The 19,206-nt window shown below is 71.8% G+C and carries 18 protein-coding genes and 1 tRNA gene; 6 read left to right on the top strand and 13 right to left on the bottom strand.

The features are described 5' to 3' along the window. Nucleotides 1–312: 312 nt before the first annotated feature. Nucleotides 313–993, bottom strand: a complete 681-nt coding sequence (locus ACQ5BE_RS11310) for a response regulator transcription factor (protein WP_344300880.1) — start codon at nucleotides 991–993, stop codon at nucleotides 313–315. Further along, a complete protein-coding gene (locus ACQ5BE_RS11305; RefSeq protein ID WP_430297116.1) occupies nucleotides 990–2,171 on the bottom strand; it encodes a sensor histidine kinase in 1,182 nt (393 codons plus the stop codon). Before ACQ5BE_RS11305 ends, ACQ5BE_RS11310 begins: the two co-directional genes overlap by 4 nt. A 174-nt stretch (nucleotides 2,172–2,345) precedes the next feature. Here ACQ5BE_RS11305 and phoU point away from each other — a divergent pair, with 174 nt between their 5' ends. Beyond that, nucleotides 2,346–3,005, top strand: coding sequence for a phosphate signaling complex protein PhoU (gene phoU / locus ACQ5BE_RS11300; RefSeq protein ID WP_430297115.1), 660 nt, complete (start codon nucleotides 2,346–2,348; stop codon nucleotides 3,003–3,005). A gap of 85 nt (nucleotides 3,006–3,090) precedes the next feature. Here the strand turns inward: phoU and ACQ5BE_RS11295 are convergent, their stop codons facing one another. The 4 genes from ACQ5BE_RS11295 to ACQ5BE_RS11280 all read right to left on the bottom strand — a co-directional run bounded on the left by ACQ5BE_RS11295 (nucleotide 3,091) and on the right by ACQ5BE_RS11280 (nucleotide 6,332). Continuing rightward, the gene (locus ACQ5BE_RS11295; RefSeq protein ID WP_430297114.1) at nucleotides 3,091–3,837 is read right to left on the bottom strand and encodes a phosphoglyceromutase; all 747 of its coding nucleotides are present in this window, start codon (nucleotides 3,835–3,837) and stop codon (nucleotides 3,091–3,093) included. Nucleotides 3,838–3,900: 63 nt separating this feature from the next. After that, a complete protein-coding gene (locus ACQ5BE_RS11290) occupies nucleotides 3,901–4,737 on the bottom strand; it encodes a class I SAM-dependent methyltransferase (RefSeq protein WP_430297113.1) in 837 nt (278 codons plus the stop codon). Nucleotides 4,738–4,832: 95 nt separating this feature from the next. Then, entirely contained in the window at nucleotides 4,833–5,153 is a 321-nt protein-coding gene (locus ACQ5BE_RS11285; protein ID WP_208711628.1) for a DUF2516 family protein, read from the bottom strand. 9 nt (nucleotides 5,154–5,162) lie between these two features. Continuing rightward, complete coding sequence (locus ACQ5BE_RS11280; protein ID WP_430297112.1) at nucleotides 5,163–6,332, bottom strand: trans-sulfuration enzyme family protein; 1,170 nt, start codon at nucleotides 6,330–6,332, stop codon at nucleotides 5,163–5,165. A 138-nt stretch (nucleotides 6,333–6,470) separates the two neighbouring features. Here ACQ5BE_RS11280 and tmk point away from each other — a divergent pair, with 138 nt between their 5' ends. The 3 genes from tmk to ACQ5BE_RS11265 are packed head-to-tail and all read left to right on the top strand — an operon-like array spanning nucleotide 6,471 to nucleotide 9,830. After that, nucleotides 6,471–7,127: a dTMP kinase gene (gene tmk, locus ACQ5BE_RS11275; RefSeq protein ID WP_430297123.1), complete on the top strand. Its 657-nt coding sequence runs from the start codon at nucleotides 6,471–6,473 to the stop codon at nucleotides 7,125–7,127. Beyond that, nucleotides 7,124–8,266: a DNA polymerase III subunit delta' gene (locus ACQ5BE_RS11270; RefSeq protein ID WP_430297111.1), complete on the top strand. Its 1,143-nt coding sequence runs from the start codon at nucleotides 7,124–7,126 to the stop codon at nucleotides 8,264–8,266. Before tmk ends, ACQ5BE_RS11270 begins: the two co-directional genes overlap by 4 nt. A gap of 7 nt (nucleotides 8,267–8,273) precedes the next feature. Continuing rightward, entirely contained in the window at nucleotides 8,274–9,830 is a 1,557-nt protein-coding gene (locus ACQ5BE_RS11265) for an alpha/beta hydrolase (RefSeq protein ID WP_430297110.1), read from the top strand. A gap of 7 nt (nucleotides 9,831–9,837) precedes the next feature. On the opposite strand, the gene ACQ5BE_RS11260 is transcribed toward ACQ5BE_RS11265, so the two are convergent. After that, on the bottom strand, nucleotides 9,838–10,560 hold the full coding sequence (locus tag ACQ5BE_RS11260) for an HAD-IA family hydrolase (RefSeq protein WP_430297109.1): 723 nt from the start codon (nucleotides 10,558–10,560) through the stop codon (nucleotides 9,838–9,840). A 201-nt stretch (nucleotides 10,561–10,761) separates the two neighbouring features. Between ACQ5BE_RS11260 and ACQ5BE_RS11255 the strand changes: the two genes are divergently transcribed. Continuing rightward, a tRNA-Thr gene (locus ACQ5BE_RS11255) sits at nucleotides 10,762–10,834 on the top strand. A gap of 167 nt (nucleotides 10,835–11,001) precedes the next feature. Here ACQ5BE_RS11255 and ACQ5BE_RS11250 read toward each other — a convergent pair. Beyond that, nucleotides 11,002–12,702 carry an ABC1 kinase family protein gene (locus tag ACQ5BE_RS11250; protein ID WP_430297108.1) on the bottom strand — a complete coding sequence of 567 codons (1,701 nt, stop codon included), beginning with the start codon at nucleotides 12,700–12,702 and terminating at the stop codon, nucleotides 11,002–11,004. 264 nt (nucleotides 12,703–12,966) lie between these two features. On the opposite strand from ACQ5BE_RS11250, the gene ACQ5BE_RS11245 reads away from it, so the two are divergent. Continuing rightward, entirely contained in the window at nucleotides 12,967–14,895 is a 1,929-nt protein-coding gene (locus tag ACQ5BE_RS11245) for an alpha-amylase family protein (RefSeq protein ID WP_430297107.1), read from the top strand. Between the two features lie 77 nt (nucleotides 14,896–14,972). Here ACQ5BE_RS11245 and ACQ5BE_RS11240 read toward each other — a convergent pair whose 3' ends face one another. From ACQ5BE_RS11240 to ACQ5BE_RS11220, 5 genes are all read right to left on the bottom strand, one after another. Further along, nucleotides 14,973–15,332 (bottom strand): SPW repeat domain-containing protein, encoded by a 360-nt coding sequence (locus tag ACQ5BE_RS11240; RefSeq protein ID WP_430297106.1) that lies wholly within the window; start codon nucleotides 15,330–15,332, stop codon nucleotides 14,973–14,975. Nucleotides 15,333–15,498: 166 nt separating this feature from the next. Then, complete coding sequence (locus ACQ5BE_RS11235) at nucleotides 15,499–15,993, bottom strand: universal stress protein (RefSeq protein WP_430297105.1); 495 nt, start codon at nucleotides 15,991–15,993, stop codon at nucleotides 15,499–15,501. A gap of 113 nt (nucleotides 15,994–16,106) precedes the next feature. Next, on the bottom strand, nucleotides 16,107–16,757 hold the full coding sequence (locus tag ACQ5BE_RS11230; protein WP_430297104.1) for a DUF6328 family protein: 651 nt from the start codon (nucleotides 16,755–16,757) through the stop codon (nucleotides 16,107–16,109). 72 nt (nucleotides 16,758–16,829) lie between these two features. Further along, entirely contained in the window at nucleotides 16,830–17,708 is an 879-nt protein-coding gene (locus tag ACQ5BE_RS11225; protein ID WP_430297103.1) for a glycosyltransferase family 2 protein, read from the bottom strand. Further along, entirely contained in the window at nucleotides 17,705–19,204 is a 1,500-nt protein-coding gene (locus ACQ5BE_RS11220) for a PfkB family carbohydrate kinase (RefSeq protein ID WP_430297102.1), read from the bottom strand. Before ACQ5BE_RS11220 ends, ACQ5BE_RS11225 begins: the two co-directional genes overlap by 4 nt. Between the last annotated feature and the right edge of the window lie 2 nt (nucleotides 19,205–19,206).

Here is a 19,206-nt window from a genome sequence, read left to right as displayed (position 1 = left end):
GGAACGGACGGCAACCGGACGGCTGGCACCCGCACACCACCGCACCCCTACCGGCACAGCACCTGCACCCCCACCCCCCCCCCCCCCCCCCCCCCCCCCCCCCCCCCCCGCCCCCCCCCCCCCCCCCCCCCCCCCCCCCCCCCCCCCCCCCCCCGCGCGGGGCGGGCGGCCGACGTCGTGCGCGGGTGCGTTCTGCGTGGGCGGGTGCGTGTGCGCGCGGGTGCGTCCCCACTCCATCGACTGCTCCGTAGGTGTCGTTCTGGGGCTCCAGAACGACACTTGTGGAGCAGTCGATGGAACGGGAGGGGAGGATCAGGGCTCGAACTTGTAGCCCAGACCCCGGACGGTGATGAGGTAGCGGGGGCTCGAGGGATCCGGCTCGATCTTGGAGCGGAGGCGCTTGACGTGGACGTCGAGCGTCTTGGTGTCGCCCACGTAGTCCGAGCCCCACACCCGGTCGATGAGCTGGCCCCGGGTGAGCACGCGGCCGGAGTTGCGCAGGAGCATCTCCAGGAGCTCGAACTCCTTCAGCGGCAGCGCGATCTGCTCGCCGTCGACGCTCACCACGTGCCGCTCGACGTCCATCCGCACCGGTCCCGCGTGCACCGTGGAGGAGATGAGCTCCTCCGGCTCGCCGTGGCGGCGCAGGACGGCGCGGACGCGCGCCACGAGCTCGCGCGAGGAGTACGGCTTGGTCACGTAGTCGTCGGCGCCCAGCTCGAGGCCCACGACCTTGTCGATCTCCGAGTCCTTGGCCGTGAGCATGATGACGGGAACGCTCGAGCGCGCGCGCAGCTGCCGGCAGACCTCGGTGCCGGGCGTGCCCGGGAGCTGGAGGTCGAGGAGGACGAGGTCGGCACCGTTGCGGTCGAATTCGACGAGCGCCTCGCTGCCGTTGTCCACCACCTCGACCTCGTACCCCTCCTTCGCGAGGAGGAAGGACAGGGGGTCGCTGAACGACTCCTCGTCCTCGACGATCAGGATCCTGCTCAAGCGATAGCTCCTTGCTCGGGCGGCCGGGCGGCCGCGCTCTCTTCTTCCGGTTCCTTCTCCAGATCCGGCAGCCTCACCGTGAAGGTCGAACCCTTCCCGGGCTGGGACCACACCGTGACCTCGCCGCCGTGGTTCTCGACCACGTGCTTGACGATGCTCAGGCCGAGCCCCGTTCCCCCGGTCTGCCGCGACCGCGCGGCGTCCACGCGGTAGAACCGCTCGAACACCCGCTCCTGGTCTTCGGGCTTGAGGCCCTCGCCCTGGTCCGTGACGGACACGCTCACAAGACCGTCCTTGTGGCGGATGCCGACCCCGACCTTCGTGTTCTCGGGCGAGTAGCGGATCGCGTTGTCGATGAGGTTGCGGAAGGCATTGGCCAGCAGGTCGGCATCGCCGAACACGGGCACGTCCGTGCGCCCGCCCACCCGGACCTCGATGTTCTTGGCCTCGGCGGCGAGCCGGGAGCGGTCGACGGCGTCCGCCACCACGTCGTTGATGTCCACCGGCTTGCCCTGGTGGACGACGTCGGCGCCCTGGAGCCTGGAGAGCTCGATGATGTCCTGGACGAGGGCCGCGAGGCGGCTTGCCTCCTTGTGCATGCGCTGCGCGAAGCGGCGCACGGTGTCCTCGTCGTCCGGGCTGGTCTCGAGCGCCTCGGCGAGCAGGGAGATCGCGCCGACGGGCGTCTTGAGCTCGTGGGAGACGTTTGCGACGAAGTCGTTGCGGATGCGCTCGGTGCGCGTGATCTCGGTGCGGTCGTCCGCGAGCAGCAGGATGTACTCGTCGCCGAGCACGGCGGCGCGGACGCTGACGATGATCGTGCCCTGCCCGAGCGGGCCCCGGGGCAGTTCGAACTGCTTCTCGAGGATGACGCCGTTCCCGCGCACCTTCGCCGTCATCTGCAGCAGCTCCCGGTGCACCACCGTATGGCCGCGCACGAGCCCGTACGCGTACGCCGCGGGGCTCGCGCGGACGACGCCGTCGATCGCGTCCACCACGACGAAGGCCTTGCCGAGCACCGAGAGCACGTCCGCGGCGCCCTCGGGGAATCCTGGCTCCGGGGTAGGGCCCTCCAGGAGCTGGCGCTGGCGCTGGCTGGCCCGGAACGCGAGGACGCCGAAGGCGCCGAATGACAGGCCGAGAAGGCCCGCCACGATGCCGACGACGAGAGGATCCACTCCCCTAGCTTAGGCCCGGCACCACGGGCCTCCGGGCCCGCCAGCTGGCCGCAGACCCCCGGTTCAACTAACGTTCACTTGCAGGCGGGCAACAATTCATCCGCCGCTGACAGTGTGACGGATCGAGCGTCGGGTCGATCGCCCGAATCGGAGCACCCAGTGAAAGGACGTCCTGTGCGCAAGGTATTCCAGGCAGAACTCCAAGAGGTCCGCGAGGAGCTCGCGGAGATCGCCAAGCTTGTCGCGGAAGCACTCAGCAAGGCGGTCACGTCCTTCGAGACGGCGGATGTCGAGCTCGCCCAAGACGTCATCGCGGCGGACGCGCACATCGACTTCAAGCAGACCGCCCTCGACGAGAAGGCCATCGAGATCCTGGCCCTCCAGGGCCCCGTGGCGTCGGACCTGCGCATCATCGTAGGGTCGCTGCGCATGAGCGCCTCGCTCGAGCGCATGGGCGACCTCGCCCGGCACATCGCGCAGCTGGCCCGACTCCGCTACCCCGAGAACGCGGCCCCCGCGGCGGTGCGCCCGACGTTCAGCCGTATGGCCAAACTCGACCAGCTCATCATCGAGTCGGTTGCCGAGCTCCTCGAGACCCACGATATGAGCCTCGTGGCGAAGATCCAGGGCGCCAACGCGGAGATCGACGAGCTCCACGCAAGCGTCTTCCGCTCGGTCGCCGACCCGTCATGGTCGGAGAGCCCCAGCAGCACCGTCGATGCCGCGCTCGCGAGCCGCTACCTCGAGCGCTTCGCCGACCACGGCGTCTCGGTGGCCCGCAAGGTCTCCTACCTCGTCACCGGCGAATGGGACGGCGACAGCGCGGCCAACTGAGGCCACCACGCACGACGGCGGCCGCTCACCTCGCGAGGTGGGCGGCCGCCGTCGTCTGCGCTGCCGTCAGGGGAGGCCGGGGCTGCTACTTGCGGCCCTGGTTCTTGACCGCCTCGATCGAGGCAGCCGCGGCCGCGGGGTCGAGGTAGGTGCCGCCGCGCGTGATGGGCTCGAAGTTCTCGTCGAGCTCGTACACGAGCGGGATGCCGGTGGGGATGTTCAGACCGGCGATGTCGTCGTCGCTGATGCCGTCGAGGTGCTTGACGAGGGCGCGCAGCGAGTTGCCGTGCGCCGTCACGAGGACCTTCTTGCCGGCGGTGAGGTCCGGCTTGATCTCGGACTCCCAGTACGGCATGAGGCGCGTCAGGACGTCCTTGAGGCACTCGGTGCGGGGCATCTCGTCGCCGAGGTCCGCGTAGCGCGGGTCCCCGACCTGGCTGAACTCCGAGTCGTCCGCGAGGGCGGGCGGCGGGGTGTCGTAGGAGCGGCGCCAGACCATGAACTGCTCCTCGCCGAACTCGGCGAGCGTCTGGGCCTTGTCCTTGCCCTGGAGCGCGCCGTAGTGGCGCTCGTTGAGGCGCCAGGAGCGCTTGACGTCGATCCATCCGCGGTCCGCCGCGTCGAGGGCGATGTTCGCGGTGTTGATAGCGCGCTTGAGCCGCGACGTGTGCAGGATGTCGGGCAGGTAGCCCTTCTCCACGAGGAGCTCGCCGCCCCGGCGCGCCTCCTCGCGGCCCTGGTCGTTGAGGTCCACGTCCACCCAGCCGGTGAACAGATTCTTGGCGTTCCACTCGCTGTGCCCATGGCGCAGCAGGATGAGCGTGTAGGTCATGGGCTCATGCTATCGGGCGCCGGGGCGGGGTCCGTTTCCGTGACGAACCCGCACGGGACGGCGTCAGCGCAGGCCGTCGGGGGCGACCGCGCCCCACGTCACCGTGATCTCCCCCAGACGCCAGCGGCTCGGGCGGTGCAGGACGGGCCAGCCCGTCGCCTTGACCGTGTGGCACATCGCGACCCAGCGCTGCCGGGCGCCGAACGCCGCGAGCGGGGCGGCGGCCAGCCACGCGGCGTCGAGCGCGGAGAGGAACGCGTGGATGCGCTCGCCGGGGACGTTGCGGTGGATCAGCGCCTTGGGGAGCCGCTCGGCCACGTCGGAAGGCCGCTCGAAGGACCCGAAGCGGACGGCGAGGGACAGCGCGCGGGGGCCGACGGCGTCGAGCGTCACCCAGGCGGCGCGGCGGCCGATCTCGTCGCACGTGCCCTCGACGAAGATCCCCGTGGGGGCGAGCCGGGAGCGCACGAGGTCCCAGACGGCCGGGACGTCGGCCTCCTCGTACTGGCGCAGCACATTGAAGGCCCGCACGAGGACGGGCGGCTGGTCGACGGGGAGCTCGAATCCGCCCACGCGGAAGTCGAGGCCCTCGCGCTCGAGGGGCTTGGCGGCGGCCACGCGGGTGGGCTCGATTTCGACGCCCGTGAGGCGCACGTCGGGGCGCAGCGCGCGGAGGCGGAGGAACAGCTCGACCGCGGTGATCGGGGAGGCGCCGTAGCCGAGGTCGACGGCGAGCGGTGCTGGCGGCGGGGCGAGGAGCCGCCGCGCTTGGGTGCCGGTGATCCACCGGTCGACGCGGCGCATGCGGTTGGGGTTGGTGGTGCCGCGGGTGACGTTGCCGACGACGCCGCGCACGCGCTGCCCGGGCGCGGTCCGGATCGGCCTCGCCTTCTGCACCACGCAGGCAAGTCTAGGTGCTGCACGGGGTGACCTCGGCGCCACACGGGATGACCTCGCGCCCACACGGGGTGACCTCGGCGGGGGTGGGGGGTGGTTCAGCGGGACATGACCGCGGGGCGCACGTCGGCGAGGTACACCCCGGCCGCCGTCACGGCGGCGATGTTGAACAGGCCGTAACCGCCGAACGCGAAGATGAACCCGCTCCCGGGGAACAGCAGGCCGAGGAGCGTCACGAGCGCCGCTCCGCCGGTGAGCCCCAGCCAGAAGCCCTTGGTGCGCTTGAAGTTCGCCTCGAACGCGGGCCCCCTGCGGATGAGGCAGTCGATGAAGGCCCAGACGGCGATGGCAGCGCAGATGAACCCCGTCACGTAGAACGAGGCGAGAGTGATCAGGTCGATGAGGGCCTTGCCGTCCACAGTCTCAGCCTACAGCCCGGCGTCGAGGGCCTGCTCGAGGTCCGCCCACAGGTCGTCGGCATGTTCGATCCCGACGCTCAGCCGCACGAGCCCCTCGGGCACGCTGAGCGGCTCGGCGGCGTGCCGCCGACGGCGTTCGATCGTGGATTCCACCCCGCCCAGGCTCGTGGCCGGGAGCCAGAGGGCGAGCCGGCCGACGAAGGCGTCGGCGGCCCGGGCCGTGTCCAGCTCGATGCTCACGATCGACCCGAAGCCCTCGAACTGTGCCGCGGCACGCTCGTGGCCCGGGTCGGTGGGGAGGCCCGGGTAGCGCACACGCGTCACCGCCGGGTGCTCGGCCAGGCGCCGGGCCAGCTCCCCCGCGGTGGCCTGGGACCGCTCGACGCGCAGCGCGAGGGTGCGCAGGCCGCGCAGTCCCAGCCATGCCTCGACCGGCCCGGCGATGGCCCCGTGCAGGGTGCGGTGCTGGTGGAGCCGCGCGCGCAGCGTCTCGTTCGCCGTCACGGCCAGGCCGAGGAGCACGTCCGAGTGGCCCGCGAGGTACTTGGTCGCCGAATGCACGACGACGTCAGCGCCCACCGCGAGCGGCTTCTGCCCCAGCGGGGTCGAGAAGGTGTTGTCGACGACGACGAGCACCCCGCGGGCCTTCGCGGCGTCCACGAGCGCGGGCAGGTCCGCGACCTCCATCATCGGGTTCGTGGGGCTCTCCACCCAGAGGACGTCTGAGCCGTCGAGCGCGGCCACCGTGGCGGCGGTGTCCTCGATGTCGACCTCGAGGAGGTCCAGCTCGGCACGCTCGGCCTTGAGCTGCGCGAGCCCGAGCGTGCCGGAGTAGGAATGGCGCGGCGCGACGAGCACGCCGCCCACGGGGACGAGGCTCATGGCCGCGGCGACGGCCCCCATGCCGGAGCTGAACAGCAGCGCGGGCAGCGGCGCTCCCTCGAGCTTGCCCACCGCATCCTCGAACGGTTCCCAGGTCGGGTTGGAGAAGCGCGCGTAGCCGCGGGCCGTCTGGTCGATCCCTCCGAGTCCCACGAACGTCGACGAGAGGACGATGCTCGGGTTCACCGGGCTGTCCGGGCCCCGCTCGGGACGGCCCGCGGCGACGGCAAGCGTCTCCGGGGACAGGTCCGCGAGGGCGGCGTCGTCGAGGTGGGGGTACGCGGGATCAGCGGTCATGCCTCCCAATCTAGGCCACGCACTCACGGCGCCCGCAGCGCCCCGTTGTCCACAGGCCGGGGGACGTCCACCGCACGTCCAGCCTCTCCCGGTACCCTAGGAGAGGTGAGTCCCTCCGTCCTTCCCCCCTCCTCCGCCATGCCCGGCAGCCACAGCGCCCCGGGCCTCTTCGTTGCGTTCGAGGGCGGGGACGGGGCCGGCAAGTCCACCCAGGCCCGCCTCCTGGCCGACTCCCTGCGCGCGCTCGGCCGCGAGGTGCTGCTGACCCGGGAACCGGGCGGGACCGAGATCGGCGAGAAGCTGCGCTCCCTCGTCCTGGACCACGGGCACGGCGAGATCGACGCGCGCACCGAGGCCCTGATCTTCGCCGCCGCCCGCGCCGCCCACGTCGCGCAGGCGATCCGTCCGGCGCTCGCGCGCGGCGCCGTCGTGGTCACGGACCGCTACATCGGCTCGTCGGTGGTGTACCAGGGGGTCGGGCGGCGGCTCGGTCCCGACGACGTGCGGGCCCTCAACGAGTGGGCCACGGACGGGCTCTGGCCAGACCTGACGATCCTGCTCGACGTCGACGAAGGCGAGGGCCGCGCACGGCGTACCGCAGGCGAGGCCGCCGAGGACCGCCTTGAGTCCGAGCCGGACGCGTTCCACCGCAGCGTGCGCCGTGCCTTCCTCGACCTCGCGGCCGCGCGCCCCGAGGCGTACCGCGTCATCGACGGCGCGAGGCCGCCCGCCGAGATCGCCCGCGAGGTCCTCGAGGCCGTCGCAGCCGCACTCGACGAACGGGTCGCCTCATGACCGTGTGGGATGCCCTGCGCGGGCAGGCCCCCGTCGTCGACCAGCTCCGCCGGGCCGCCGCCGGGGACGGGCTCACCCACGCGTGGCTCTTCACTGGCCCACCCGGCTCGGGCCGCTCGACCGCGGCCAAGGCCTTTGCCGCGGCCCTGAACTGCGATGTCGAGAACGTGATGGCGCGCGGCTGCGGCGAGTGCACGGGCTGCCTCACGGTCCTCGCGGAGTCGCACCCTGACGTGGCCTTCGTCCGGACCGAGAAGGTCACGATCACCATCGACGAGGCGCGCGAGATGGTCGCGAAGGCTGGGGACCGCCCGCAGTCCGGCCGGTACCGCATCATCGTGGTCGAGGACGCCGACCGCATGGCGGAGCGGACCACGAACGTGCTCCTGAAGGCCATCGAGGAGCCGACCCCCAGGACCATCTGGATGCTGTGCGCGCCCTCCCCAGCGGACGTGCTCGTCACCATCCGCTCCCGCTGCCGCCCGGTGGGGCTGCGGCTGCCGCCCGTCGCGGACGTCGCCGCCCTCCTCGTCGAGCGCGACGGCGCGGACCCGGCGCTCGCCCTCGAGGCGGCGCGGGCGGCGCAGAGCCACATCGGGATCGCCCGCCGGCTCGCCCACGACGCCGACGCACGCGAGCGGCGCGCCGAGACGGTCCGCGTCCCGCTGACCCTGAAGACCGTCTCGCAGGCCGTGGCCCTCGCGGACCAGCTCGTGCGCATCGCCACCGAGGAGGCCGCCTCCTCCAACGAGGAGCGCGACGCCGCGGAGCGGGCCAAGCTGCTCGCGACCCTGGGCGTGGGCGAGGGGGACAAGCTCCCGCCGTCCCTGCGTGCCCAGGTCCGTGCACTCGAGGAGGACCAGAAGCGCCGGGCGAAGCGCAGCGTCACGGATTCCCTCGACCGCACCCTCACGGACCTGCTCTCGTTCTACCGGGACGTGCTCATGGTCCAGCTCGACGGAGGCGTGGAGCCTGTGAACGCGCACTTGGCCGAGGAGATCGGCCAGTTCGCGGCGGCCTCCACGCCGGAGACCACCCTTGCCCGCATGGACGCCATCAACCTGACCCGCCAACGCATCACGACAACCAACGTCGCCCCGCTCCTCGCGGTCGAGGCGATGGCCGTTGGCCTGATCTAGGAGACCAGTGACGAACCCCGCTTCCCCGCGCCCGGGGCGCCCACGCGCCGTCGTGCGCCGGATCCGCACCGCTCTGGTGGCGCTGCTCGCCGCCGTCCTCACGCTCACGGCGTGCGCGCCGTTCGAGAGCAGCCAGCCCAGCGCGGAGGCTGCCGCAACCGAGGGCGCGCCCGCCGGGCTCGAGCGCTTCTACACGCAGGAGGTCTCCTGGTCCAGCTGCGAGGGCAGCTACGAGTGCGCCACCGTCTCGGTGCCCATGGACTACGCCGACCCCTCCGGTGACACCGTCAAGCTGTCGCTCATCCGCCTCAACGGCCGGAACGCGAAGGCGAGCCTCGTGGTGAACCCGGGCGGCCCGGGCGGCTCCGGCGTGGACATGGTCAAGGACTCCGCGAAGTCCATGTTCGGCCAGAAGCTCCTGGACAACTACTCCGTGATCGGGTTCGACCCGCGCGGCGTCAAGCGCTCTGCCCCGATCACGTGCATCAACGACGCAGAGCGGGACAGGATGCGCCAGTCGACGGTGGACCCGTCAACCGACGCCGGCCTGCAGCAGGCGTTCACCGAACAGAAGGCGCTCATCGACGCGTGCACCGCGAACTCGGGGCCCATCCTCGCGCACACGGACACCGTCAGCGCCGCCAAGGACCTCGACATCATCCGCGCCGCCGCCACCCGCCAGGTGCGTCTCGACTACCTCGGGTACTCCTACGGGACCTTCCTCGGCTCGACCTACGCCTCGCTGTTCCCGGACCGTGTGGGCCGGATGGTGCTCGACGGCGCGCTCGACTCGTCCCTCTCCAACCACGAGATCACCGTGGGCCAGGCCCGCGCCTTCGAGAAGGCCGTCCACTCCTACGTCCGTTCCTGCCTCACGCAGTCCGGGTGCCCGCTGTCGGGCACCGAGGACGACGCCGTCGCGCAGATCCAGGCGCTCATCGCGCGAGTGAAGGACCAGCCGCTGAATACGAGCAGCGGCCGCAGAGTCACCGCGACGGACTTCGTCAACGGATTCATCCTCCCGCTCTACAACGACCGCAACTGGCCCGCGCTCACCCAGGCCCTCGGGCCGGCGCTGCGGGGCGACGGCAGCGGGATGCTGCGGCTCGCGGACCTCGCGGCGGACCGCGAGAGCAATGGGACCTACAGCTCGAACTCGTCGTTCGCGTTCCTCGCGTACAACTGCCTCGACTACTCGACCCAGTCCGACCCCGCAGCGATGCGGGCGGAGGCCGCGCAGCTCGCCGAGGTCTCCCCGACCCTCGGGGAGTCCTTCGCCTACGGCGGCGTGAACTGCCGCGACTGGCCCGCCAAACCGGTCCGCACGCCGGCCCCGGCGGCATACTCGGGCGAGAGCACGATCATGGTCCTCGGCACCACCGGCGACCCGGCGACGCCGGTCGAGTGGGCGGGCTCGCTGCGGAAGCAGCTCGGGAACGCCGCGCTCCTGACGTGGCAGGGCGAGGGCCACACGGCCTACGGGCGCGGCTCGTCCTGCGTCGACAAGGCCGTGGACTCCTACCTCGTTGACGGCTCCGCGCCCACCGACGGCGCCCGCTGCTGACGGTCGGCTAGGACTGGCGGAAGCCGGCCGGCTCGGGCCACAGGAGCGCGGGCAGGTCCGCAATGGAGCGCACGACGTCGGTTGCTCCCGCCGCGCGCAGCTCGGCCTCCGTCTGGGCGCCGGTGAGGACACCGACCGCCGCGCCCGCACCGGAGCGCAGGCCGGAGGCGATGTCCGCCTCGGTGTCCCCGACGACGACCACGTCGCGCACGTCCTCGATGTCCAGCGCCAGGACGGCGGTGAGCACCATGTCCGGGGACGGCCGGCCCCGGCCGGCGTCCTCGGAGCAGAGCGAGAGGTCGGCCAAGCCCATCCAGCCCAGGGCCTCGAGGATGCTGTTCTGGGTGTGCCGGCCGAAGCCCGTCACGAGGCACACCTTGACACCGCGCTCGCGCAGCGCGTGGACGGTCTCCTCAGCACCGGGGACGGGCTCCACCGCCCCCTCGGCGATCATGGCGTCGTAGGCCGCCGAGAACGTGCGCGCCGCTGCGCGGGCCGACTCGCCGTCGTCGGCGAAGACCTGGGCGAAGAGCGCGCTGCGGTCCAGCCCGGCGCTGCGCCTGGACCTCGCGAGGGCGTCGGCGAGCCGCTCGCCGGTGACGCCGCAGGAAGCCAGCGCCTGCTCGACCGCCCGCTCGGCGGCGCCGCCGTCCGTCACGGTGGTACCGTTCATGTCCAGCACGGCCAGACGCATCGCGCGTGTGTGGTCGGCCGCCAGCTGCAGCGTCACAGGTGACCTCGATCCTCTCGTCGGGCCCCTCGTGGGCCTGGTTCTGCCGAGCATCCCAGCCCGCGCGATCGTGCTCCTGAACTCGCCGCGTACTGCGGGTGAACAGGGCCCGGGAAACGCCCCTGACGTCATTTTGACCGGGGCCGCATGGCTCGACTAGAGTATTCACTCGGTGGTTCCGCTTCAGGCGAAGCCCCGGTTGCCTCCTTAGCTCAGACGGTAGAGCGTCTCACTCGTAATGAGAAGGTCAGCAGTTCGATCCTGCTAGGAGGCTCCGACAAGCCCCTTCTGGTCTGCGGAAACGCGGACAGGAGGGGCTTTTTCGTGCCTCTGGGGAGCACAGCTGCTGACGGAGGGGGCCCAGCTGCCGGTCCCCCCATGCAGCGTCGCGGGAGACCAGGTCCGCGGGGGTCGGAGGGGCCTCAGCGGAGGGACGGCAGGTCAAGTCCGCCGACGCCCGGTCCACGCCAGATAGGCCGCCAGCGAGGCAGAGGCGACGATGCCGGCCCCCGTCAGGGCCGTCCGCAGGGCCCGGGGCCGCCCTTGGGACTGGGAGGCGAGGATCTCCCCGAGACTCCGGATCGATGCCGCGGCAAGGGTGGCGACCGCCAGCCGCTGGGCCGCCGCATCCAGGTGTGAGACCAGCTCATCGAGCTCGCCGGGGCGGAGGCTGATCTGAGCTCCGCCGCGCTCCAAGGCATCCTCCAGAGCGCGGAGCTGGCGGGGCAGGCGGCCGGCTGCGTCCACCAGCTCGCTTCCGGCCTGCCCGAGGCGGCGGAGGACGGCAAGCGGGGCGAACCGCTCCAGGGCGAGGGATTCGGCCCAGGGACCGATCACGGCGCCGAACTGGAATCCGGGATCCAGCGTGACCGCCAGGGACTCGACCATCACGAGCATCCGCAGGAGCAGGGCGAGCTCTCGGGGCAGCTGGAGGCGGTAGCGGCGCACGACGACCAGGAGTTCCCGAACGAACGCTCCGAGCGGCACCTCGGACAGCGGCTGCTCGGCATACAGGCGCATGACTGGGGCCAGGTCCTCGCTGAGGCGGCCCAGGTCCGGACGCCTCCTGCCGGTGGAGGCGTCCGAGAGAGCTTGGGCCGCGGCGCGGGGATCCCGGCGCGACACCGCGATCAGCAGACCAGAGAGGTGGTCGCGGAGCTGAGGATCGACAGTGCCGACCATGCCGAAGTCGATCAGCCCGATCCGCCCGCCTGGGAGCGTGGGGTCGGGCTCGACGAACAGGTTGCCCGGGTGCGGGTCGGCGTGGAAGAAGCAGTCCTCGAAGACCATCTTCGCCACCGCATCTGCGCAGCGGGCCGCCAGGGCCCGGCGGTCGATTCCCGCGGCGTCGAGCGCGGCCAGGTCGCTGATCTTGATGCCCCGGATCCGCTCGAGGGTCAGGACCCGGGAGGTAGTACTGTCCCAATAGACCCGGGGTACGTGGATCCCAGGATCTGCTGAGAAGCTGGCACGGAAGCGCTCCGCGTTACGGGCCTCCGCCAGGTAGTCCAGCTCGGCCCGCAGCGTCTGGGCGAGCTCCTCGGCGATCCCAGCCACGTCGTAGTCCGCCGCGGCATCCCAATGCCGTGCGGCCTGAGCGGCAAGGTTGGCGATGATCTCCAGGTCGAGCTCGACTTGCTCGACCACCCCGGGCCGGCGGACCTTGACGACCACCTCGGTCCCGTCGGGCAGAGTGGCGGCGTGCGCCTGGCCCAGTGAGGCACTGGCCAACGGGGAGGGATCGAAGGAGGCGAAGACTTCCTGGGGCGTTCCCCCGAGCTCGCGTTCTATCGTCTCCACCACGGCGGCCGCCGGGACGGGCGGGGCTTGGTCCTGGAGACGGGCCAGCTCCTGCCGGTAGGGGCCCGGAAGGAGGTCCTGCCGGATGGAGAGCGCCTGGCCGAGCTTGATGAATGTCGGGCCGAGCTGTTCCAAGGCCAGCCGCAGGTGCTCGGGGTTGGAGTAGGGCTCACGCCGGGCCGCGTGGCCGAGGAGCCCGCGGTGCAGCGGGACCCACCGCTGCAGGCGGGCCGCCCCGATGGCGAAGCCCAGCCCGTGCCGCGCCAGGGTCTCAGCGATCTGGCGGTAGCGGCCGAGGTGGCTGCCGGCCACCTCCGGGCCTCCGGGCTCGTCTGATCCCACGGCCCCTCCTAAGGACTCTCTCCCGGGTTGCGCGCCCGTTCACCCTCCTCTGACACTGCCGCCCGGAGGGCCTCTGAAGGCACAGTGGGCCGTGCCCCTGGATCCACTCTCGCACTCCCTCAGCCCTTCCCGAAGAGGTCAACGCGGCGGATGTGCTTGAAGGTGGCGAACGCCCCCGCGGACGGTTCCGCCGCCCCCTCGCGCGCCGTAACGTAGGTCCATGCGGGCCTGCCGGGCCGCGGTCGGGCGAGCCCAGGAGGAACTGTGTCGGAGAAGGCCACCGCGCCGGAGCGGGCCACCGCCGGACAGCAGCCCCGCGAGAGGGTGCTCGCCGCGCTCGAGGCGAAGGGCGCCGTCGTCCGCTCAGGACCCGGCTGGGAGTCCTTCCGCCGCCGCTTCGACACCCACTTCCCTGACCTGGAGCGCCTCTTCGAGCAGCTTTACGGTACGCGGGCGGACTGGCAGGACCAGCTCGCGCGGCTTGTCGTCGAATGCGCGGCCTCCTGGCAGGACCGGCCCGAGGACCTCAGGACCCTCGACGCGCGCCGCGAGGCCGAGCCGGACTGGTTCCAGTCCGAGCGCATGCTGGGCGCGGTCTGCTACGTGGACAGGTATGCGGGGACCCTCGAGGGGCTCCGGGAGCGTATCCCCTACTTCAGGGAGCTCGGCCTGACCTATCTGCACCTCATGCCGCTCTTCCTCGCGCCCGAGCCCAATTCCGACGGCGGGTACGCCGTCTCGAGCTACCGCGAGGTGAACCCCAAGCTCGGAACCATGGATCAGCTCCGCGCCCTCGCCGCGGAATTCCGGACGAACGGGATCAGCCTCGTCGTCGACTTCATCTTCAACCACACCTCCGACGAGCACGAGTGGGCCCGGCGCGCCGCGGCGGGCGAGCCCGAATTCGAGGACTACTACTGGATCTTCCCCGACCGGGCCATGCCGGACGCCTACGAGCAGACCGTCCGGGAGATCTTCCCCGACGACCATCCGGGGGCCTTCGTCCCCATGCCGGACGGCCGCTGGGTGTGGGCAACCTTCCACACCTTCCAGTGGGACCTCAACTACTCGAATCCGGCGGTCTTCAGGGCCATGGCCGGGGAGATGCTCTTCCTGGCGAACCAGGGCGTGGAGATCCTGCGGATGGATGCGGTCGCCTTCATCTGGAAGCAGCTCGGCACGGCCTGCGAGAGCCTGCCCGAGGCGCACCTGCTCCTGCGCGCATTCAACGCGGTGTGCCGGCTCGCCGCCCCGTCGCTCGTGTTCAAGTCCGAGGCCATCGTGCACCCGGACGAGGTGGTCAAGTACATCGACCCCGCCGAGTGCCAGATCTCCTACAACCCGCTCGAGATGGCCCTCACGTGGGAGGCGCTGGCCACGCGGGACGTCCGCCTCCTGGCTCAGGCCCTCGAGCGCCGGCACAGCCTCCCCGCGGGCACAGCCTGGGTCAACTACGTGCGCAGCCACGACGACATCGGCTGGACGTTCGCGGACGAGGACGCCGCCGAACTGGGCATCAACGGCTACGACCACCGCCGCTTCCTCAACCGCTTCTACGTCAACCGGTACCCCGGGAGCTTCGCCCGCGGCGTGCCCTTCCAGGACAACCCGAAGACGGGCGACTGCCGCATCTCCGGCACCACGGCGTCCCTGTGCGGACTCGAGGACGGCACGGAGGAGGCCGTCCGGCGCATCCTCCTCGCGCACTCGATCGCGATCAGCACCGGGGGGATTCCCCTGATCTACCTCGGCGACGAGGTGGGCCAGCTCAACGACTACGCCTACGCCGACGAGCCCGGCCACGGCTCCGACTCCCGCTGGGTCCACCGGCCGCACTACCCGGCCGCGCGGTATGCGCACCGCAACGACCCGTGGACCATCGAGGGGAAGATCTACGCGGGCCTCAAGAAGATGCTGGCAGTGCGGGCCCGGACGCCGGAATTGGCCGGGAACCGGCTCATCGACTTCGCCACGGGGAGCGATCACGTCCTCGGCTACCAGCGGCCCGCGTACGACGGCGCCGTGGTCGCCTTCGCGAACTTCTCGGACAGTGCCCAGCACATCGCCGCGGGGACGCTGTCCGGGTTCGCCCCCGCGGCGGAGGACCTCTTCACCGGCCAGACGGTGCTGCTCTCCGACGGCATCACCCTCCCGGCCCAGGAGTTCGTCTGGGTGCGGGCCCGGCACGCCTGACCGTCGCGCGTCGGGGAGACGTGAAAGGGCCGCGGCTCCGGTGACGGGGCCGCGGCCGATCGGAAAGGGAGACTCGCTCAGTGCGAGGGCATCACGCGGTGATGGCGCGCGTCCATGGCGGGCTTGATGGCCGCGGCGGTCACGCCAGCGGCGACAATCCCGGCGATCCAGGACGTCCACGACGCACCTGTGTGAGAGGTGTACGCGCCCATCCACGGGGACAGGAACAGCAGCACTCCGCAGGCGGCCTGCGCGTACTCGAGCCATGGCGTTCCCGGCATCGCGAGGTTCAGGACGCCCGTGGCAATGAGCAGAACGCCGAAGACGAGCATGAGCGTCGTCGACGAAGCCGTCTGTGACGTCCACAGGACGGCGAGCGCCGTGTAGAGACCCGCGACGATCGCCACGTAGTCCTCCCAGCGCATCCATTTCTTCATGGGTTGCTCCTCCCAACTCGACACCCCCGGTCCCCCCGGGGGATCGGTCAGTGGTTGGTAGGTCGGTGCCTTCGCGCCGGCGCCCGAAGCCGCTGGCCTCTACCAGTACACGCCCGGACCCACGGGCTGTAAAGGGTCCCTGTGCCCCGGTGAGGTCACAGAATGGCTACGCAGGCTCCCCTGCCGACGGGGGTGCTGCGGTCTCCTCCCCGTGGAGCACGAGGACCGGGCATTTCGCGTGCTCTGCGCAGGCTCGGCTCACGGAGCCCAGCAGTGTCCCCATGAGGCCGCCGAGGCCGCGTGAACCCACCACGAGCATTCCAGCGTCGTCGCTCTCCTCGACGAGCACCTGCGAGGGCCGGCCTTCGATGGCCTTGGCGATGAGGCCCTCCGGGCGGGTGGGTCCGAACGCCTCCCCGAGGGCGGCATCGAGGACGCCTGCCGCGTCCTGCTCGGGGTTCCAGTCGATCCCCGGGTACCCTGCGAAGGCGGCACCGGAGGTGGGGACGTGCCAGGCGGAGACGGCCGTGATCGGCCCCCCGACCGTCGGTTCCATACGGGCCGCCCACCGCAGCGCCTCGATGGAGAGGGAAGAGCCGTCGACGCCGACGACGATGCCGCGCCGGCCGCTCATCTGGACATTCTGCTCGGTTTCGCTCATGGCCCGAGCCTAGGTGGCGGTTTCCGCGGGATGCTAGGGAACTTGGGCCCGGGCGAAAGCCCTCATCGGCGAACGACTCCGGACGGGCCACCTCGAGGCCCCCCGCACAGCGCCTACTTCTCCCGACGCCCCGGACCGCCCGCGTCCGCCTCGTCCTCCGAGGTACCGCCGTCATGGCGGTCCGTCGCGTCAGACTGGGCCGGTCCGTACGGGTCGTCCGGGCCGTGCCTGATGATCTCGTCCTCGGGCCGCACGGTGGGCTCCGGCGTGCGCGCCACCACAGACGGGACAGCTACGAGCATCACGAGGCACATCACGAGAAGGCATCCGGCCACGACCCAAGACTGCCACCGCCCCAGGGCGACGTCGAACATCAGCGAGGTGGTCCCGGTGAGGAGCAGGGCGGCGAGCCCCAGACCCGCCTTGGCCGCCCAGTCCCCGCTCTGCACCAGCCGGTTCTTGACCTTGCGGCGGAACAGGCGGCGGTGCACGCTCAGCGGCATGAGCACCACGAGCAGCGCCGCGGTCGCGATGACCACGAGGACGAGATAGAGACCGACGCTGTAGGCGTCGAGGCTGCTGAAGCGGTTCTGGAACGGAAGCGTCAGCAGGAATCCGGCGAGGAGCTGGAGGCCGGTCTGGAGGATGCGCAGCTCCTGCAGGATTTCAGACCAGTTCCGGTCCAGCTTCTCGGCATAGGTTTCCCGCCGGTGGTACATGCCGTACCGGGTCTGCCTCCGGTACTCCGTGGTTTCAGATGGCATCGATCAGCTCGGCCTCCTTCTTCACGGGATACTTCCCGTTCGGGCCTTCTTCACACCGGTTCCTCGGGGCGTTCACCGTCCAGGGAGCCCGAGGGCCTCGGCGGCCTCGACGCTGCGGTCCTCGACGGTCGTGGGGCTCTCGAGATGCACGGCGTGCGAGGGCAGGATGCCTGCGCCGCCGTGCCGCTCCATAACCCTCCACTGCACCACGACGTCCTCCCCCGCGTGGCCCGGAGGGAGGTCCCTCCAGAAGCCGAAGCCCCCGCACTCTGCGAGCGCGGCACGGCGGAAGAGGACGCAACCGCCCACCCAGGCCACCCGGTAGGCGGCCCAGGCGCGGTGGTCAAAGGCACCCTCCTCGAGGAGCCCCGCGGCAAGGTGGGCGGGATTCGCCGCGTTGTGGAGGCGCCAGCGGTCGAATCCGGGACCTCGGCGGCTGAGCCTCTCCGGCTCGACCCGGTCCCCCCAGAGCGAGAGTTCCCCATGCTCGTGGGGCCTGACGTCGTCCAGATAGGACAGCCCCTGGACCGCCATGCCGACGAATCCGCAGCCGAGCTTTCCGATGGCCTCGGCCAGAGTCCGCACTGCCTCGGGTCCCAGCCACACGTCGTCGTCCAGGAACAGGACCAGCGGCGCCCCGGACACTCCCAGGAGGAATTCCCGGTGCTCGGCGAGGCCGCGGAGCGGAAGGTGGCGGTGGACGGCGACGCGGCGCCCCTGGGCGTGGAGGACCCGGAGCATGGCAGCCGCGGCGGGGTGTTCCCAGTCCGCGGCGCCTTCGCTCTGGTCGCTGACGACGACCCCGAAGTCCTCGGCATCCTGGGCGGCGAGACCCGCCAGTGTCGTGGCGAGCTCCGCGGGCCGGTTGCGGGTCGGGATGAGGACCTCGAGCGGTGGCGGTGCCGCGGCGTCGGGCCGGTTCCCCCATTCGTGGGGGCTGCGGCGGCTCATCCTCCGGCCCGCCGCACACGTGGGCGGAGCGCGGGCCGCTCCACGTACCCGAGCGTCTCGAGCCGGCCGCCGACCTCGCGCACCGCCTCGGCCTCCGCGAGCATGCCCGGAAGGTAGTCCCCGCCCTTGACGTAGACGTCGGGCCTCAGCTCCCGGATGAGCGGGACGGCGGTCTCGGAGTCGAAGACGACGACGTGGTCGACGGCGGCCAGCGCGGCGACCACGGCAGCGCGGTCCTCCTCGCCCACCGCTGGGGTGCCGCCGCGGAGCTGGCGCACGGAGTCGTCCGAGTTCACCCCGACCACGAGGAGCCCGCCCAGACCGGCGGCCTCCTCGAGGAACGCCGCGTGGCCGCGGTGGAGGCCGTCGAAGACGCCGTTCGTCAGGACGACAGCCCGACCGTGGCTGCGGGCCTCCTCCGATGCCGCGCGCACGGCCTCCCAGGTCGCCACGCCGCCCCGTTTGCCGTGAACCGTCCGGTCCGCGTCGGCTGGGACACTGCCCGGCACCGGGTCCGAGGACGGAAGCTGGGCCGAGCGGAGGGCGGCGTGGAGGCGGTCGGCGGTGCACGTCGTCGTGCCCGGGACCTGCACGACGACGTCCGCGGCTGCCTGGCCGACGTCGGCGGCGTCGTCGACGGGCAGGCCGGCAGCGAGCGCGAACGCCACCCCCGCGACGAAGGTGTCCCCGGCGCCCACGGCGTTCTGCTCGGGGGCGGGGCGGGCGTGGGTCTCGTGCAGCACGCCGGCCCGGCCGAGCAGGACCGTGCCGTCCCGGTCCAGGGTGAGGAGTGTGTGCTCGGCCCCGGTGGCGTTGAGGAGCTCATCCGCGTTCCTGGCCGCCCACGAGTGGCGGTCTCCGTGCGGAGGGGCGCCGCCGACGATGCCTGCCGCCTCGGCGGCGTTCGGGGTCACGACGTCAGCGTGGAGGTCCCGCCAGGCGGCCGGGGTGTGGGCATCGACGATGAGCGCCCGGGCCGCCGTGCGCAGCGCGCTCCGGTCGATGCGGGCCAGGGCGCCGAGGCCGTAGTCGCACAGGACCACTGCGTCCACTCTGCCCGCGAGCTCGAGGGCAGCGGCCGCGACGGCGTCGGCCTCGTCGGCATCCGCGGTCCGGCACGCATCGACGCGCAGCAGGAGCTGCCCTTGGCCCACCACCCGCGACTTCACAGACGTGCTCCTGCCCCGGCTGCGTACCGGCCCGTGGGAGTCCACACCGGCTTCGGCAAGGCGCGCCGCGAGCGCGTGGCCCGGCTCGTCGTCGCCCGCGACGGCCACCAGATGGACACGGGCCCCGAGAGCGGCGAGGTTGACGGCGGTGTTGCCCGCTCCGCCCGGGGCGTCCTCGATGCGCTCCACGTCGACGACCGGGACGGGCCCCTCTCGGCACAGGCGCTCGGCGCTCCCCTCCCAGCGCCGGTCCAGCACGACGTCGCCGACCACGAGGATCGACGGCCGGTTCCCCTGGAGTGCAGCGAGAATGCGCTCGGCGTCCATGC

It is taken from the genome of Sinomonas sp. B1-1, from assembly GCF_050474465.1.
GTDB classification, from domain to species: Bacteria; Actinomycetota; Actinomycetes; order Actinomycetales; family Micrococcaceae; genus Sinomonas; species Sinomonas flava.
This window is presented reverse-complemented; position numbering and strand designations above follow the sequence as displayed.